The 16,094-nt window shown below is 54.1% G+C and carries 14 protein-coding genes and 1 riboswitch; of the genes, 4 read left to right on the forward strand and 10 right to left on the reverse strand.

Features of this window, described 5'->3' with window-relative positions:
- Positions 1 to 15: 15 nt before the first annotated feature.
- The 5 genes from AAAH10_RS02605 to AAAH10_RS02625 all read right to left on the reverse strand — a co-directional run bounded on the left by AAAH10_RS02605 (position 16) and on the right by AAAH10_RS02625 (position 6,742).
- Positions 16 to 750, reverse strand: a complete 735-nt coding sequence (locus AAAH10_RS02605) for a class II glutamine amidotransferase (protein ID WP_343560247.1) — start codon at positions 748 to 750, stop codon at positions 16 to 18.
- A 275-nt stretch (positions 751 to 1,025) separates the two neighbouring features.
- Entirely contained in the window at positions 1,026 to 3,917 is a 2,892-nt protein-coding gene (gene gcvP / locus AAAH10_RS02610) for an aminomethyl-transferring glycine dehydrogenase (RefSeq protein ID WP_343560249.1), read from the reverse strand.
- A gap of 195 nt (positions 3,918 to 4,112) precedes the next feature.
- Positions 4,113 to 4,490, reverse strand: coding sequence for a glycine cleavage system protein GcvH (gene gcvH, locus AAAH10_RS02615; protein WP_343560251.1), 378 nt, complete (start codon positions 4,488 to 4,490; stop codon positions 4,113 to 4,115).
- 104 nt (positions 4,491 to 4,594) lie between these two features.
- A complete protein-coding gene (gene gcvT, locus AAAH10_RS02620) occupies positions 4,595 to 5,722 on the reverse strand; it encodes a glycine cleavage system aminomethyltransferase GcvT (RefSeq protein ID WP_343560253.1) in 1,128 nt (375 codons plus the stop codon).
- Positions 5,723 to 5,867: 145 nt separating this feature from the next.
- Positions 5,868 to 5,959, reverse strand: a riboswitch (glycine riboswitch).
- 177 nt (positions 5,960 to 6,136) lie between these two features.
- Positions 6,137 to 6,742, reverse strand: a complete 606-nt coding sequence (locus tag AAAH10_RS02625; RefSeq protein WP_343560254.1) for a hypothetical protein — start codon at positions 6,740 to 6,742, stop codon at positions 6,137 to 6,139.
- A gap of 246 nt (positions 6,743 to 6,988) precedes the next feature.
- On the opposite strand from AAAH10_RS02625, the gene ispH reads away from it, so the two are divergent.
- Genes ispH through rnhA form a run of 3 tightly spaced genes read left to right on the forward strand, consistent with a single transcriptional unit; the run spans position 6,989 to position 9,411 of the window.
- Positions 6,989 to 7,984 (forward strand): 4-hydroxy-3-methylbut-2-enyl diphosphate reductase, encoded by a 996-nt coding sequence (gene ispH / locus AAAH10_RS02630; RefSeq protein WP_343560256.1) that lies wholly within the window; start codon positions 6,989 to 6,991, stop codon positions 7,982 to 7,984.
- An 18-nt stretch (positions 7,985 to 8,002) separates the two neighbouring features.
- Positions 8,003 to 8,962 (forward strand): homoserine kinase, encoded by a 960-nt coding sequence (locus tag AAAH10_RS02635; RefSeq protein ID WP_343560258.1) that lies wholly within the window; start codon positions 8,003 to 8,005, stop codon positions 8,960 to 8,962.
- Positions 8,959 to 9,411, forward strand: a complete 453-nt coding sequence (gene rnhA, locus AAAH10_RS02640) for a ribonuclease HI (RefSeq protein WP_343560260.1) — start codon at positions 8,959 to 8,961, stop codon at positions 9,409 to 9,411. Before AAAH10_RS02635 ends, rnhA begins: the two co-directional genes overlap by 4 nt.
- Positions 9,412 to 9,459: 48 nt before the next feature.
- On the opposite strand, the gene AAAH10_RS02645 is transcribed toward rnhA, so the two are convergent.
- From AAAH10_RS02645 to AAAH10_RS02655, 3 genes are all read right to left on the reverse strand, one after another.
- Positions 9,460 to 10,269, reverse strand: coding sequence for a flagellin N-terminal helical domain-containing protein (locus AAAH10_RS02645; protein ID WP_343560262.1), 810 nt, complete (start codon positions 10,267 to 10,269; stop codon positions 9,460 to 9,462).
- 288 nt (positions 10,270 to 10,557) lie between these two features.
- Positions 10,558 to 11,055: a peroxiredoxin gene (locus AAAH10_RS02650; RefSeq protein WP_343560264.1), complete on the reverse strand. Its 498-nt coding sequence runs from the start codon at positions 11,053 to 11,055 to the stop codon at positions 10,558 to 10,560.
- A gap of 54 nt (positions 11,056 to 11,109) precedes the next feature.
- Positions 11,110 to 13,251 carry a protein-disulfide reductase DsbD family protein gene (locus tag AAAH10_RS02655; protein ID WP_343560266.1) on the reverse strand — a complete coding sequence of 714 codons (2,142 nt, stop codon included), beginning with the start codon at positions 13,249 to 13,251 and terminating at the stop codon, positions 11,110 to 11,112.
- 241 nt (positions 13,252 to 13,492) lie between these two features.
- Here AAAH10_RS02655 and AAAH10_RS02660 point away from each other — a divergent pair, with 241 nt between their 5' ends.
- Positions 13,493 to 14,077, forward strand: coding sequence for a YqgE/AlgH family protein (locus AAAH10_RS02660; RefSeq protein WP_343560268.1), 585 nt, complete (start codon positions 13,493 to 13,495; stop codon positions 14,075 to 14,077).
- Positions 14,078 to 14,087: 10 nt separating this feature from the next.
- On the opposite strand, the gene AAAH10_RS02665 is transcribed toward AAAH10_RS02660, so the two are convergent.
- Both AAAH10_RS02665 and AAAH10_RS02670 read right to left on the reverse strand, forming a co-directional pair.
- Positions 14,088 to 14,744 (reverse strand): GNAT family N-acetyltransferase, encoded by a 657-nt coding sequence (locus AAAH10_RS02665; protein ID WP_343560270.1) that lies wholly within the window; start codon positions 14,742 to 14,744, stop codon positions 14,088 to 14,090.
- A 6-nt stretch (positions 14,745 to 14,750) separates the two neighbouring features.
- A complete protein-coding gene (locus tag AAAH10_RS02670) occupies positions 14,751 to 16,007 on the reverse strand; it encodes a M16 family metallopeptidase (protein ID WP_343560272.1) in 1,257 nt (418 codons plus the stop codon).
- Between the last annotated feature and the right edge of the window lie 87 nt (positions 16,008 to 16,094).

The following is a 16,094-nucleotide window of genomic DNA, read 5'->3' on the forward strand; positions in this document are numbered from 1 at the left end:
TTAAGGGCCGGAATTTCAGGCTGCTCCAAGGCTTCTGGAGCCGACAATTTCGTGGCCACGGGCCATGATCACCACACCGGGTTCTATCGGCTCCCAGAGGTCTGTATCCTCGGAAAGAGGTTCGGAAAGCACCAGCAGCGAATCTTCGCGCTTCGAGAGATAGAGCGAAGGCGCGCGATTGTCACTGGCATACCGGAAGAAATAGCTTCTGCTTCCGTCTGTCAGGGCAAAGGTACAGCGGAACGGCGCCCGGATCGCGGCTTCCCGCTGGAGCTCGACCACCCGTTCAACAAGCCAGCAGATGGCATCTTCCGGCGCCATGGTTTCCATTGCCCCCAGAAGGATCAGAAACAGGGCCTCACTGTCTGTTGTCCCTCTCCTGCTCTGATAGAGACTGTCCGGGATCAGGGCTTCGAGCTGGCGGCGCAAAACGGAGTAATCCCCGATCTGACCATTGTGCATGAACATCCAGTTCCCGACAGCAAAGGGGTGACAGTTGTCACGGGATGTTGCGGTACCGGTAGAAGCCCGGACATGCGCAAAGAAATGCTTCGTCCTGATCTGATGGGCAATGTGCTGCAGATTGCAGTCATTCCATGCCGGCATGATTTCACGGTAAAGGCCCGGTTCATTGCGATCAGCAAACCAGCCGACACCGAAGCCGTCACCATTGGTTGGAACCTTGGCTTCCGTCGCATTCAGGGACTGCTCGACAAGTGAATGCTCCGCCTTGAACAACAGTTCTTCCATGTAAATTGGGGACCCGCTGTAGGCCAACCATCGGCACATTTTCTTTTCTCCGGAAAATCATAAGGGACAGAACGAACTGGTTAGAAACGATACAGTGTCTTCCCCGTCCTATCACGAGAAAAAAAGCCTGCATCCAAAAAGGATGCAGGCTCAAGTCAAAGGAGCTTCGAGTAGGACCATGTCCCAACTGTTCAAAACTGTCCCCGGTTCCGAACACCCGAAGTCTTGATGGCAGGTTCAATCAAGGTAACAGATCAAACCTGCCGCACAGCGGCTTACTCAGCCGCATCCCGGTAATCTTCAATAGACGGGCAGGAACAAGCCAGATTGCGGTCACCGTAAACGTTGTCCACACGGGCAACAGGCGGCCAGTACTTGTTCAGGCGCAGTCCTTCAACTGGGTAAACAGCATCCACACGGCTGTAAGGGTGAGCCCACTCTTCAGCAGTCAGAGCCTCGGCAGTGTGCGGTGCATTGCAGAGCATGTTGTCATCGGATGGCAGCTTGCCGGAACCCACCAGGTCGATTTCCTTGCGGATCTGGATCATTGCCTCGATGAAGCGATCCAGCTCGTACTTGGACTCGGACTCTGTCGGCTCGATCATCAGCGTGCCTGCAACAGGGAAGGACATGGTCGGTGCGTGGAAACCGTAGTCGATCAGACGTTTTGCAACGTCATCAACAGTCACACCTGTCTCATCCTTGATCGGACGCAGATCAACAATACACTCGTGCGCAACCATGTTGGTTTCGGATGTGTAGAGGATCGGGTAGTACGGACGCAGTTTCTCTGCCAGATAATTGGCATTGAGGATCGCTGCTTCTGTTGCCTTGCGCAGACCGTTGCTGCCCATCATCTTCAGGTACATCCATGAGATCGGCAGAATGGACGCAGAACCCCATGGAGCAGCAGAAACTGCAGACTGGTTGTACTCGCCATCCGGACCGGCATCCTGAACGATGGAGTGAGACGGCAGGAATGGCTTCAGATGAGCGCCAACGCCGATCGGACCAACACCGGGTCCTCCACCACCGTGAGGAATACAGAAGGTCTTGTGCAGGTTGAGGTGAGACACATCCCCGCCAAACTTGCCCGGCTTCGCAACCGCGACCATCGCGTTCATGTTCGCACCGTCAACGTAAACCTGACCACCGTACTCGTGGACGATTTCACAGGTCTTGCGGACCTCTTCCTCGAACACGCCGTGTGTGGACGGATAGGTGATCATGACGGCAGCAAGGTTGTCCTTGTGCTTCTCTGCCTTTGCGAGCAGATCGGCATTGTCGACGTTCCCCTTGTCGTCACAGTCCACGACAACAACCTTCATGCCAACGAGGTTCGCAGACGCAGGGTTCGTACCGTGGGCAGAAGACGGGATCAGACAGATGTCACGATTATGGTCACCACGGCTTTCGTGATAACGCTTGATCGCCAGCAGACCGGCATATTCACCCTGGGAACCGGCGTTTGGCTGCAGGGAAACGGCATCATAACCTGTCACTTCCGACAGCATGTCTTCCAGTTCCTTGATCAGCTTCACATAGCCCTGGGCCTGATCAAGCGGAGCAAACGGGTGAATGTTGCCGAACTCCGGCCAGGTGATCGGAATCATCTCGGATGTCGCGTTCAGCTTCATTGTACAGGAGCCAAGCGGGATCATCGCACGATCCAGAGCAATGTCCTTGTCCATCAGCTTGCGCAGATAGCGCAGCATCTCTGTTTCAGAGTGATAGCTGTTGAAAACAGGGTGCGTCAGGAAGGACGAGACACGGTTCAGACCCAGCGGAAGGGCTGTATCAACCAGACCGTCCAGAGCCTCGACGTCAGCCTCGACACCGAAAGCAGACCACAGAGCCTGAACATCTTCACGCGCAGAAGTCTCGTCAAAGGAAACGCCAACTTCATCGCTGGAGATGTGACGCAGGTTTAAACCGGCTTCCAGAGCAGCCTTGACGATTGCATCGCCCTTGCCCGGAACCTTGACAGTCACAGTGTCAAAGAAGTCCTTGCTCACCAGTTCCAGACCGGCATCTTCCAGACCGCGCGCAAAGATTGCAGCCAGACGTGCAACGCGACGTGCGATTGTCTTCAGACCTTCCGGACCGTGGTAGGTCGCGTAGAAACCGGCGATGTTTGCCAGCAGCACCTGCGCTGTACAGATGTTGGAGTTCGCCTTTTCACGACGGATGTGCTGCTCACGTGTCTGCAGGGCAAGACGCAGGGCAGGTTTGCCATCCGAATCAACGGAAACACCGACAAGACGCGCAGGAATGGAACGCTTGAAGGCATCCCGTGTTGCAAAGTAACCGGCGTGCGGGCCACCAAAGCCCATGGGAACACCAAAGCGCTGGGCAGAGCCGATAGCGACGTCAGCACCCAGATCACCCGGTGACTTGATAAGGGTCAGCGCCAGCAGGTCAGCTGCGAGAACCGCAAGACCCTTGTTGGCCTGAACAGAAGCGATGATGTCGCTGAAATCTGCAACATTACCGGAAACGCCCGGATATTGAAGAACGACAGCAAAAACGTCCGCAGGGTCAAGATCCTTGCGCGGGTCACCAACGACAACATTGATGCCAAGAGGCTGGGCACGTGTCTGAATGACTTCAATGGTTTGCGGCAGGCAGTCCTGATCAACGAAGAAGTTGTTGGACTTGCTCTTTCCGGAACGCTTGCAGAAGGTCATGGCTTCTGCTGCAGCAGTCGCTTCATCCAGCATGGAAGAGTTGGCAATGTCCATACCGGTCAGATCTGCAATCATGGTCTGGAAGTTCAGAATTGCTTCCAGACGTCCCTGAGAGATCTCGGCCTGATAGGGCGTGTAAGCCGTGTACCAGCCCGGATTTTCCAGAACGTTACGCAGGATCACACCCGGTGTCTTCGTTCCGTAGTAACCCATACCGATGAAAGACTTGAGAACCTTGTTCTGCTCTGCGAGAGCACGAATTTCTGCAAGAGCCTGGTCTTCGGTCTTGCTCAGTTCCAGAGCAAGCGGAGCAGTCTCAAGAATTGTCTCGGGAACAGTTTTCTCGATCAGGTCAGTAACGCTGGCCAGCCCCAGAACAGACAGCATTTCCTGCTGTTCCTGCTCGGTTGGTCCATTGTGGCGACCGATGAAGTTTGTTGTCTGCTCCAGATCTGCAAGAGAAGTGTGCTGGTTTGACATCATTTTTCCTTGAACGTTGTTAGGGGCCCAACGCTGGCCTGCTGATAAGATACGAGGCATGCTCCAGCCATTGAGCTGTGCCACGCAGTGTGCATTTTCTGAACGCTGTCAGGTCCCGAACAGGGATCTCTTCATTCATCACCCGCGAGGGGTGGATTTGGGGGTGAGGCAAGTCACCCCCCGGCTATCCACGGATCAGCCTTGTTCAGCGATGAACGCCTTGTAACCGGCTTCATCCATCAGATCGTCAAGTTCAGACGGATCAGAAAGCTTGACCTTGTAGAACCATGCATCGCTTTCCGCAGCAGAGTTTACCAGGCTTGGATTGTCAGCCAGTTCCTCGTTGCCTTCGGTTACAGTACCGGAAACGATCGCGATCACTTCACTGGCAGCCTTGACGGACTCAACAACTGCTGCTTCCTCGCCCTTTTCCAGATCCTGGTCTTCTTCCGGAACCTCAACGAAAACAACGTCACCCAGCTGTTCCTGTGCAAAGTTGGTGATACCGACAGTACCGATGTCACCATCCACGTCGATCCATTCGTGATCTTCACTGAACTTGCGATTGCTCATTTTTTTATCCTTTTTGCATTTCAACCGAACCAGAATTCATTCCTGACAGGCCGGTCTTCACTTGGTCGTAAAATTGAGACAGACGACAGGGAAGTCTATGCTGCTCAACCGCGATAATAGCTCTTCTTTTCGAAAGGCATTTTGACAACCTTGCACGGAAGGGCCTTCTTCCGGACAAGTGCTGAAATCTCGGTGCCGGCTTCCTTGAAAGCGGCATCCACGTAAGCGATAGCAATCGGGCCGCCAACAGATGGGCCAAAGCCACCCGAAGTCACGCGACCGATAACGTTCTCGTCACCGTCAACAAGCTCGACACCCGGACGAAGCGGCGCGCGGCCTTCCGGCAGAACACCGACCAGACGACGCGGAGCACCGTTTGCAATCTGATCCTGAATGATGGCCGCACCCGGGAAGCCACCCTCTTCGCGGCGACGCTTCTGGATCGCCCACAGCAGACCGGCTTCGATCGGAGTTGTTGTTGTATCGATGTCATTGCCATAAAGGCACAGACCTGCTTCCATACGCAGGGAGTCACGGGCACCAAGGCCAGCGAATTCAACACGCTCGTCAGCCAGAAGCTTGCGAACCAGGGCATCAGCCTGATCACCCGGCATGTAGATTTCATAACCGTCTTCGCCTGTGTAGCCGGAGCGGCTTACAAAGCACTCAACACCAGCCAGTGTCAGGCTTTCCGCTGTCATGAACTTCATTTCACCGGCACGCGCATCCAGTTCGGAGAGAACCTCTGCTGCCTTTGGTCCTTGGAAAGCAACCAGCGCATAGTTGTCTTCGATTGTCAGTGTGACGTCGCCTTCAAGATTGTCGCGCATGTGCTGGATATCTGCGTCCTTGCAGGCCGCGTTGATCACCAGATAGAGGCCGTCTTCCTCACGCGTGATCATCAGGTCGTCAAGAATACCGCCCTGGTCATTGGTGAAGAAGCTGTAGCGGATCGCGCCAACTTTCATGGCCTGGACATCAGCAGGCAGCAGTTTTTCAAGGGAAGTCAGGGCATCGGCACCACGCAGACGGACAACGCCCATGTGGGAAACATCAAACAGAGCAGCGGATTCACGGGTGTGCTGGTGCTCTGCCATGATACCGGCCGGGTACTGAACAGGCATGTCGTAGCCAGCGAATGGTACCATTTTGGCACCCAGCTCTACGTGAAGGGAATGAAGTACTGTTTTATTGAGATCAGCTTGATCAGTCACGTTTCCAAATCCAGACATAAAAAGGGCACAAGGCAAGATAGTCTTGCCACTATACCCCCTCTGTCTTCGCACCTGAGAGATTGACAGTCTGACACACAAGGCAATCACACTGCTTACTCCTTCGGTGCTCCATGCTTGGAAACATGAAGCTTTCCAGAGTTGCCTCTTCCAAACGGTCCTCAAGCCTGAGAGTTTCCGGGGTGGTTGCTCCTTCGGCGCCCCTTTCTGACAAGGGGACTCTCCCATTTGGAATAGAACGGCTATGTTGCGGGCGAACCCGCTTTCCGACCTAAAATGGTTCCACTGCGACGAAATGTCAACAAAAGTCGACACAGCTCAATTTTTTTTGATGACAATAATGCAATGCTGCCATGCTCAGACAGCAGCTAGATTGCTGTCTTTCAACACAAAATTACAGTCCTGTTTTTTTGATCAGAATCGAGTCCGATTGTAGTAAAGTTCCGCCCGACTCACCTCCAGACCGAGGTAGATAATGAAATCCTCTCCGGTCTCCCTGTCCTTGAGGGGAATGCTCGGGAAAACGTTGTCAACCAGAGCAACAGATGTGTCATTTCCCTGGAAAGGAATAAGAATATCAAAAGCTTCACGCTGGAGGATATTGTCATTCAAATCGGTAATGGCAACAAAGTAGTTCAGCTTTGCCATGTTCTCGGCATTTGCCGGTCCCTGACTGGCTTCAAAACGGATAACCAGGCGATTGTCCAGGCGACGAATACCTTCGTCCCTGTCTTCCTCCAGCACGCAGTTCAGGGCAAAGTTGTTGATTTCAACTTCGAAGGAAACATCTGTCAGGTCACGCCCCTGACCGACAAATCGCGTCATTTCCGCGGCTTCGGCCAGAACGACAACTTCGGGGCAGGCTGGTGGAGGTGCTTCCGGCTCCAGCACACCACAGGCAGAGAGCAGCAGGGCTCCAAGGGCCATGAAAGAGCTGCGAACAGCATTTTTCCCGGCAAACCGGGAAGCACCCTCACCCGCCTGAATGTCCGATCGCTTTAGGTCCGTGTTCTGGTTCATTCCGAAATGTCCCGCAAATCCTGTTATCCCTGCTGGAAAAAGCAACTGATCAGCCCCATCTTTTTTTTGCATAAGACCAGACAGCGCCAGCAATTCCGGCACTTTAACGCCACTCCTTGCTTCTGGAAAGACCGTTTATTTCGACAACACCCTTCCATGGACCGGACGACTATACTAGTTTGCTGTCCACAAAGACTGCAAACACACCGTATCAGGCCTCGTCAGGACAAACATCAGGATTGCGACATGAGTTCCCTTGCCGCCCCAAACAACGCTTCGGAAAAACCGGACCTCACCATTTACCTTGCCAGCCCCAGAGGCTTCTGCGCCGGCGTTGACAGGGCCATTGAGATTGTTGAACGCGCGCTGGAAAAACACGGCGCACCGGTCTACGTCCGCCACGAAATCGTTCACAACCGCTACGTCGTTGAATCGCTTGAGGCCAAAGGTGCTGTTTTCGTCAAGGAACTGGATGAGGTACCAGAGGGCGTGCCGGTTATTTTCTCTGCCCACGGTGTACCAAAGTCGGTTCCCGCCGAAGCCAAGCGCAGGGACCTGATGTATTTCGATGCCACCTGCCCGCTCGTCAGCAAGGTTCACCGCGAAGCCGAACGTCACGAAAAGGATGGCCGAACCGTCATCCTGATCGGGCACGAAGGACACCCCGAGGTTATCGGAACCATGGGGCAGATCGATCCTGAATCAATCGTTCTGGTTGAAACAGTCGAGGATGCCCGCACACTGGAACTGCAGAATCCGGACAATGTGGCCTATGTCACACAGACAACCCTCTCCGTTGATGACACCCGCGAGATCATTGATGTTCTGCGCCAGCGCTTTCCAAACATGGAAGCTCCAAGGAAAGAGGACATCTGCTATGCAACGACAAACAGGCAGGACGCCGTCAAGGTCATCGCCAGTCGCTGCGAGGCCCTGATGGTAATCGGGGCTCCCAATTCATCAAATTCGAAACGCCTGGTCGAGGTCGCGTTCAACGCCGGATGCGAGAAGGCAGCCCTGGTTCAGCGCGCCAGCGAAATCAAGTGGGATCAACTCAAAGATGTAAAATCCCTGGGACTGACAGCGGGAGCTTCCGCCCCCGAGATTCTGGTGGAAGAGGTAATTGACGCCTGCCGGGAGCACTTCAGGGTCACTGTCGAGGAAATCAATATCCGGGACGAGGATGTCGTCTTCAAGATCCCCAAGGGCCTTGCTGCCGACGCCCCCACCAAACAAGCCTGACAACAAGAAGATTCGAAGATGGCCGTCTATACAGAAGTTCCCGATTCAGAAGTTCAAGAGTTTCTGACGCATTACAACATTGGCGAGGTTACTGCCCTCAAGGGAATCGCAGAAGGGGTGGAAAACACCAATTTCTTCCTTTCAACAACCGAAGGGCAATACATCCTCACGCTCTACGAGAAACGGGTCAATGCCGATGATCTTCCCTTCTTTCTCGGGCTGATGGATCACCTCTCCCAAAAGGGGTTGTCCTGCCCGCAGGTGATCTCTGACAAAAAGGGGCAGCAATTGGGTCGCCTCTGCGACAGGCCTGCTGCCATTACCGGTTTCCTTCAGGGAATGTGGCCACGGAGAATCAAGCCTGTTCACTGCAAGGAACTGGGACGGGCCATGGCACAACTCCATCAGGCCGCCGCTGACTTCACCCTTGAACGCCCGAATTCACTCTCTCTGGAGGGCTGGGGACCAATCCTTGAAGCCTGCAGGGAAAAAGGCAACTCTGTTCAGGACGGATTGATTGAAAGCCTGGATCACGAGCTGTCCTTCCTTCAGGAAAACTGGCCCGGAACCCTGCCCACCGGGGTGATTCATGCCGATCTTTTTCAGGACAATGTCTTCTTCCTCGACGAAAAGCTGTCCGGGCTGATCGACTTTTACTTCGCCTGTAATGATATCCTGACCTACGATCTGGCCATCTGCCTGAACGCCTGGTGTTTCGAGGAAGACAACAGCTTCAATGTCACCAAGGCCAGATTGATGCTCAAGGCCTATCAGGGTATCCGCCCCCTGTCCGAAGCCGAGCTTGAAGCCCTGCCCGTTCTGGCAAGAGGTGCGGCGCTGCGTTTCCTGCTGACACGGCTGTTTGACTGGATCAACCATCCCGAAGGTGCCTTTGTCAAACCCAAGGACCCACTGGAATATGTCCGAAAACTCAAATTCCACCAAAGCGTCAAATCGGTTCGGGATTATGGCCTGTGAGCGAAACACAATCAGCAGCCCCCGTTGAAATCTTCACAGATGGTGCCTGTTCCGGCAATCCCGGCCCCGGGGGATGGGGCGCGCTGCTCCGTTACAAGGGGCACGAAAAGGAACTCTGCGGGGGTGAAGCCTCAACCACAAACAACCAGATGGAACTGATGGCCGCCATCGTTTCCCTCGAAACACTCAAACGCCCTTCCCTCGTCCACCTGACAACAGATTCGGTCTATGTCCGCGACGGCATCACCAAATGGATTTTCAACTGGAAGCGCAACGGCTGGAAAACCGCCAGCAAGAAGCCGGTCAAGAACGAGGAACTCTGGAAACGCCTGGATCAGGCAATGACACGCCACACAATCGAGTGGTTCTGGGTCAAGGGCCATGCCGGACATCCGGAAAACGAACGCGCCGACGAACTTGCCCGAAAGGGAATGGAAGACTTCAAATAAAAAAGCCGCTGCTCACGCAGCGGCTTTTGTTTCAACCGGAATAAACCACTAGTCGTCTTCAAGAAGCTGAAGCAGTGTTTGTGGTCCCTTGTTGGCCTGGGAGCGCGCTGCAATTTCCAGCTCGCTCTGCACAAGCGTGTTTGCGATCTGTGTCGAAACAGCGCCGATGTCAGCATCCGCCAGCGCAGAATTGGCCGCAACAGAGTTTTCGAACTGACTGGCAATGTTTTCAGCCGTTACGTCAAACCGTGAAATGGTTGCCCCGACATCGGACCGGAATCCCGAAACGCTGTCGAGGGCGGCATCCACTGCCGAAAAAGCCGCCTGCGCATCGGCCTGTGTGGTCACATTCAGACCTGTAAGACCCAGCGCACCGGCAGAGGCATCGACAGAATCAAGCTCGATGGTATCGCCTGTATCGGTCCCGACCTGAAAACTCAGGGCCGGACTGCCATTGATCAGCTCCTGACCGTTGAAGGTTGTCCCCTGGACAATCTGGTCAACCTCTGAAAGGAGTTGCTGAAACTCGGCGTCAATATTGGCCCGGCCATCAGCACCCGCAGTTCCGGACAGGGATTGCCCGGCCAGTTCCTTGAGACGCGTCAGGACATCCCCGACACGTGCCAGCCCGCCATCAGCGATCTGGCCAATGGAAGACCCTTGCGAGGCCGTTGTTGCGACCTGACGCAAAACAGAGTTTTCTGCGGTCAGTTTTGTACTGATCGCCAGAGCAGCAGCATCTGTAGAGGGATTGGCCAAACGGCTACCACTTGAAAGCTGCTGGATGGAGTTCGTCTGATTGATCTGGTTTTGGCGAGAGATGCTGCCCAAACCATTGACAGGATTAACTGTCGGCATTGTCTCTATCTCCTGAGAACCTAAACGGATCTTACCTAATCCGTTCCGGCAAAATACGCCCACCGGAAATTAGCCAACCGGACACCACCAGTGACAAAGTCACCGAAGATATCCATGCATATATGAATGAAACATCGCACAAATGTGCCAAAATATCAATGAAAGGCAAAAACTTTTAGATTCAATTTTAAGTAAATTTTTACCTCTTGAACAATACCCCTTCAGGAATCGAAGAGAGGCGCTGTCATGAAACAGCGCCTCTCTTCCCTGTTTTAAGGGGCAGAAACCTCAGAGGTCAGCAAGCAGTGTCATCGCATCAGACACTTCAAGCGCACCCGGGTTTTCCTCAACATGGAAATGTTCGACAACGCCATCACGAACCAGCATGGACAAACGAATTGCACGCGTAGACAGGCCAAAGCCCGACCCGTCAAAGGATGCGCCGATGGAGCGGGTGAAATCGCCATTGCCATCCCCGACCATTGTGACCTTGCCATCTGCGTTCATGGCCTTGCCCCAGGCTTGCATCACGAAGGCATCGTTCACCGAAACACAGAGGATTTCATCAACACCCGCTGCCCTGAAATCATCTGCCGCCTTTACAAAACCCGGCAACTGGTTGTTACAGGTCGGCGTGAAGGCACCCGGAACAAAAAAGCACGCCACATGCTTGCCTGCAAAAAGGTCTGATGTCTGATGCGCTTCCATACCTTCATCACCGGGTACCCATACCTTTACATCCGGAACAGGGTCCCCGACCGCAATCAGTCTGGTCTGCTCTGCCATTGTTCTTTCCTCTCTGTTTCTGTTTGAAAATGCGATGCACTGGATACGTCTGAATCACGCATCCGGTTTTTCTGCAGTCTGTAACGCATCAAGCACCTCATCCACAGAAAGGATCTCGCTCAGGGCAATACCCTCTGCACTGGATGGGCCATAAACAATATTGAAGGGAATTCCATAGCGACCATTGACCTTCAGATAATCCGAGATAACCGGATCAGGGTTCGTCCAGTCAGCTTTCATCAAAACAACATCACCTGTTTCAAAGGCCTGCTGAACCTGATCATCGGAAAGCACCAGCCTCTTGTTCACCTGACAGGTGATACACCAGTCAGCTGTGACATCAACAAAGACCGTCCTGCCCTCTGCAACAAGTCGGGAGATTTGCTGCTCATCAAAGACAGTCCAGTTTTCCTCAAGCGCAATTGGCGCAGGCACCGTCGATGCCGATCCCAGCGGAATTGCCAGAGTGAAAACGGAAACAAGCGCCACCATGGCCCATTTGGCCTGCGTTTTGTATCGCAAGGCCCAGAGCACCACCAGCAGGGCCGCAAGAGCCAGAGCGATCAGCACGGTCACCATTGCCCCTGACTGTACCCAGACGACCGACAGCAACCAGACAGCCGTTACAATCAGGGCCAGACCCATGACCTGCTTGACCCGAACCATCCACATCCCCGGCTTTGGCATGACGGCTGCCAATCCGGGAAAGAGCGCAACCAGCAGATAGGGAAGCGCCATCCCAAACCCGAGGGCCGTAAAGATTGCAAGGATCTCGAAACTTCCACCCGCCAGTGCAAAGGCCACAGACGTTCCCAGGAAAGGCGCGGAACAGGGCGTCGCCAGCAGGGTCGCAAAAACCCCTGTCGCAAAATCACCCTTTACTCCTTTGGACTGACTTTCCCTGACAGCCAGATCGTTCAGGGCTCCGACAGAGCCGATCTCGAAAAGGCCAAAGAGATTCGCGGCAAAGAAAACGACGACAAGCGCCATAAAGGCCAGAAACACAGGTTGCTGAAACTGAATACCCCATCCCACAGAAAGACCGAGAACCTTCAGCAGAATGGCACCCAGCGCAAGTGCCCAGAAGGACACCATAATTCCGGAAACCGTTACCAGAAACCCCTTGCGTGCCTCACTTCTTTCCCTGTCAGCCTTGTTGACCAGAGACAGAAACTTCAGGGAAAGCACAGGCAGAACACAGGGCATCACATTCAGGATCAAGCCCCCCAGGACAGCAAGCAGAAGAACCTCAAAAAGCCTATCTGACAAGGGGGAGGCTGTCACACCATCAGGGTCGAAACGCGCGAGCTCCGCCCACTCTGTTCCGCTTTTCTGTTCATCGTTCACATAGGTCAGCGTTAGCCTTTTGCCTTCCAGAACCTGCCTGTCATCCGTTGAGGTGACTGTGATGGCAAAGCTGTAGAGGTCCTCTCCGCCACTGGCGGGTCTGAATTCCGGAGCCGAATAGAGAAAGGCTGTCGGTCCTTCAACAAGAACATCGCTTCCGTCCGGCAGGCTTTCGCCCGGAATGGAGATCATTCCGGCAAGCACAAGCTCCTCGTCACTGCCCTGAAGGGCGAGCGAGCGAAATGATGCAACAGACGATTGCGCCCCGGGGGTCTGAAGTTCCGGCACTGTTTTCAGGGCATCCTGAACAAGGTCTGCCTCAAGAGACTGAAAACCCTTTCCCGGTTGCAGTGTCATTTCAAAGGCATTCGAATAGGGAATGCAGACCTCTTCACAAATCAGGTAATTGGCCGTCAGTCTGAGGGTCAGGGACCGGCTCGTGTCCTTTGCCTTCACAGCGAGGGGGAACACAACCCGATCGGAATAGCCGAAGGTCTGGAGCCCGAAGAGCACAAAGCGATGGGGCGCAGGCCACAAAACCTCAAGGCTCTCGACATTTTCACTGCCGGACCAGTCAACAGAAAGCGGAAACCCTGCATCACCGGGAGAACGCCAGTAGGTCTTCCACCCCTTTTGCAGAACCTGCTCCAGAGCAAAAACGACCTCTCCCTCCCCCAGTGCGTCCCTGTCACTCAGGAGACGAACAGAAAGCTGGTCCATTTCCTGCCAGCCGGACGCTGCAGCACGGGCGTCCCTGACACCCAGGTCAGGGAACGAAAGAGACAAAACAGCAAGCAGGGCAAAAACGAAAGCCTGATATTTTTTAACGGCTCTGAAAAAAACGGGCATATGAAATCTGACTGATCGTGAATGACAAGGAGCTTGCAAACGCCAGTGAAAAGCTCCCTTTTCTGTCTTCTAAGGTAATCAACTCCTGTTCCCGGTCAAGGAAAGGAGGTTGCACATACTGTCACATCTTTGTCAGAAGCGTGAAAAAACACACAGGAAAGCGCTCTCAGGATTGATTTACCAAGCAAAGCACCGCTAGTGTTATAGAAGACGTCACTTTCATGGCAGGTCTGAAAACCCTATGTCCTCTTCCGATGAACTCACCTCGCTCCGCGGCAAACTGCTGATCGCCATGCCCCAGATGAGCGATTCCCGCTTTGCAGAGGCTGTTATTTACCTGTGCGAGCACACCCCGGAAGGTGCAATGGGTCTGGTCATCAACAAGGATATCGAGGTCATTTCGATGACAGAGCTGATGGGGCAGCTCTCCATCTCGATCCCCGAGCCCGAGAAAGACAGGCTGACAAACTGCTTTGTCGGAGCCGGTGGACCTGTTGAACAGAACCGCGGTTTCATTCTGCACAGCAACGAATACCTGAAAGAAGAGAGCCTGTCTGTCTCTGACCAGCTTGCCATGACAGCCACGCTGGAAATTCTCCAGGACATTGCAAACGGACAGGGACCGGCCTCCTGCCTGATTGCTCTTGGCTACTCCGGCTGGTCCGAACTCCAGCTTGACCGGGAGCTTCAGGAGAATGCCTGGCTTATTGTCGACGCCGATCAGGACCTGCTTTTCAATCATCCCAGATCAGAAGTCTGGGGCGCAGCCCTGGCAAAACTGGGCATCTCCCCGGAACTGCTCTCCAGCGAGATTGGCCGGGCATAGAACGGAAAGGCTAGTCGTCGAAATCCTGCAGCATTTCTGCGAAACGGTAGGCCGCAGGATGGGACGGATCAACAACGGGCCTACGCCAGTCATCGTCGGTCAGAAGACCAAATGTCAGATGGTCCTCCCATTCCCCGTTGATTTTCAGATACCTTCTGGCAAGGCCTTCCTGCCTGAAACCGGCGTGTCCCAGAACACACTTGCTCGCCACATTTTCGGGCAGACAGGCCGCTTCCAGTCTGTGAAGCTTCAGTTTTTCAAAGGCAAAGGCCGACACGGTAGGCAGGGCATCCTTCATAAAGCCCTTCCCGGCATGCGGCTCCCCCATCCAGTAACCGATGGTTCCACTGCTTGAGGTTCCCCTGCTCACCTTGCCAAGGGTCACGCCTCCCAGAAGCTGGTGATTTTTCCTCTCGAAGATAAAAAAGGTATAGCCCCAGCCATCCAGCCAGTCGTTGCGGTAGTTCCTGAGCCTGCGCTTAAAGGCATTGCGGGTCAGTGCATCCGCCGTCCAGGTTGGTTCCCAGGGGACAAGAAAGTCGCGACTGACCCTTCTGAGCTCTTCCCACTGGGCAAAGTCCGAGATAAGAGGAGGGCGAAGATAGACGCGCCCTCCTGTCAGGCAAACTGTCCGCATATCCCGGGTCGTGTAGAAGAGGTCAAACATGGAATTCTATGCCGCGAAACGCTGCCCGACAGCGTCATAACTCTCCAGCTGTGACAAGGGACCGATCGCCGCAATGGTCGGCGCAGAGGACAACAGCCGCCTTGCTGTTTCCCTGGTTTTTTCAAGATCAACAGCCTCGATCTCAGCAACGATTTCCTCTGTTGTGATCTGACGGCCGAAAACAAGCATCTGCTGCGCCAGTTGCTCGCAGCGTACAGAAGTGCTTTCCCGTCCCATCAGAATGGAAGCTTTCAACTGGATACGCGCACGTTCCACCTCTGCCTCGCTCAGGTCATCAATGGATTTCATCATCACATCGCTGACAGCCGGAACCAGTTCCGCCAGTTCTTTCTCTCCCGTTCCCGCATAGACCCCGAACAGGCCTGAATCCATGAAGGACGATGTAAAGGAGTAGATGCTGTAAACAAGGCCACGCTGCTCGCGGATATCCTGGAAGAGCCGCGAGGACATTCCGCCGCCCAGCAGGGTCGAATAGATATTCGCAGCATAGTAATCGGGATCCCCAAAGGCCACACCTTCAAAACCAAGCAGGAAATGCGCCTGGTCCAGCTTGCGGTCCTCCCGGAAATCCCCGCCCGTGTAGAGTGTTTTCTGTCGTTGAGGCACTTCCACGGAATTCAGGGCTCCGAAATGCTCCTCTGCAAGGCGCACAAAATCCTCATGCCTGATCTTGCCTGCAGCGGTCAGCACAATATTGTTGCTGCCGTAAAGCGAGATGTAATCGACAAGATCACCCTTCTCGAGGCGCGCAACAACTTCCGACTTGCCGAGAACCGGACGCCCCAGAGCCTGCTGAAAATAGGCGCGCTCCTGAAAGTGATCAAAGATCACATCATCCGGAGTGTCGTTGACCTGCCCGATTTCCTGCAGAACAACCTGCCGCTCACGCTGCAGTTCCTTCCTGTCAAAAACCGAGTTTTGCAGAATGTCTGCAATTGTATCGACGGCCAGCGGCACGTCATCAGCCAGTACACGCGCGTAAAAGGCTGTATTTTCACGGCTGGTGTAGGCGTTCAACTGCCCCCCGACGGCCTCGATCTCTTCTGCAATGTCATAGGCTGTCCGGCGCCTGGTTCCCTTGAAAACCATGTGTTCCAGAAAATGGGCGATCCCGTTCGCAAGCTGGCTTTCATCACGGGTTCCTACCCCGATCCATGCTCCCAAAGTGACAGATTCCACCGACATTACTGAATCTGTTGCCACTCTCAAGCCATTGGCGAGGGTTGAAATCTGAACTGTCATCCGGTGTTGAGCTTTCCTGTTGTACCGCAATTACTCTATCACCGGGTGGCTACAGAAGAACAGCCCAAAGGTCCAGAAAATAAAAAA

Origin of the sequence: Carbonatibacter coralli, assembly GCF_039592655.1 — a bacterium.
Lineage (GTDB): Bacteria > Pseudomonadota > Alphaproteobacteria > Kiloniellales > Kiloniellaceae > Carbonatibacter > Carbonatibacter coralli.

Bases quoted from the DNA above. Each gene is read 5' to 3' on its own strand.
- AAAH10_RS02605 (WP_343560247.1), bottom strand. From the start codon at position 750: ATGGAAGAACTGTTGTTCAAGGCGGAGCATTCACTTGTCGAGCAGTCC.
- gcvP (WP_343560249.1), bottom strand. From the start codon at position 3,917: ATGTCAAACCAGCACACTTCTCTTGCAGATCTGGAGCAGACAACAAAC.
- gcvH (WP_343560251.1), bottom strand. From the start codon at position 4,490: ATGAGCAATCGCAAGTTCAGTGAAGATCACGAATGGATCGACGTGGAT.
- gcvT (WP_343560253.1), bottom strand. From the start codon at position 5,722: ATGTCTGGATTTGGAAACGTGACTGATCAAGCTGATCTCAATAAAACA.
- AAAH10_RS02625 (WP_343560254.1), bottom strand. From the start codon at position 6,742: ATGAACCAGAACACGGACCTAAAGCGATCGGACATTCAGGCGGGTGAG.
- ispH (WP_343560256.1), top strand. From the start codon at position 6,989: ATGAGTTCCCTTGCCGCCCCAAACAACGCTTCGGAAAAACCGGACCTC.
- AAAH10_RS02635 (WP_343560258.1), top strand. From the start codon at position 8,003: ATGGCCGTCTATACAGAAGTTCCCGATTCAGAAGTTCAAGAGTTTCTG.
- AAAH10_RS02645 (WP_343560262.1), bottom strand. From the start codon at position 10,269: ATGCCGACAGTTAATCCTGTCAATGGTTTGGGCAGCATCTCTCGCCAA.
- AAAH10_RS02650 (WP_343560264.1), bottom strand. From the start codon at position 11,055: ATGGCAGAGCAGACCAGACTGATTGCGGTCGGGGACCCTGTTCCGGAT.
- AAAH10_RS02655 (WP_343560266.1), bottom strand. From the start codon at position 13,251: ATGCCCGTTTTTTTCAGAGCCGTTAAAAAATATCAGGCTTTCGTTTTT.
- AAAH10_RS02660 (WP_343560268.1), top strand. From the start codon at position 13,493: ATGTCCTCTTCCGATGAACTCACCTCGCTCCGCGGCAAACTGCTGATC.
- AAAH10_RS02665 (WP_343560270.1), bottom strand. From the start codon at position 14,744: ATGTTTGACCTCTTCTACACGACCCGGGATATGCGGACAGTTTGCCTG.
- AAAH10_RS02670 (WP_343560272.1), bottom strand. From the start codon at position 16,007: ATGACAGTTCAGATTTCAACCCTCGCCAATGGCTTGAGAGTGGCAACA.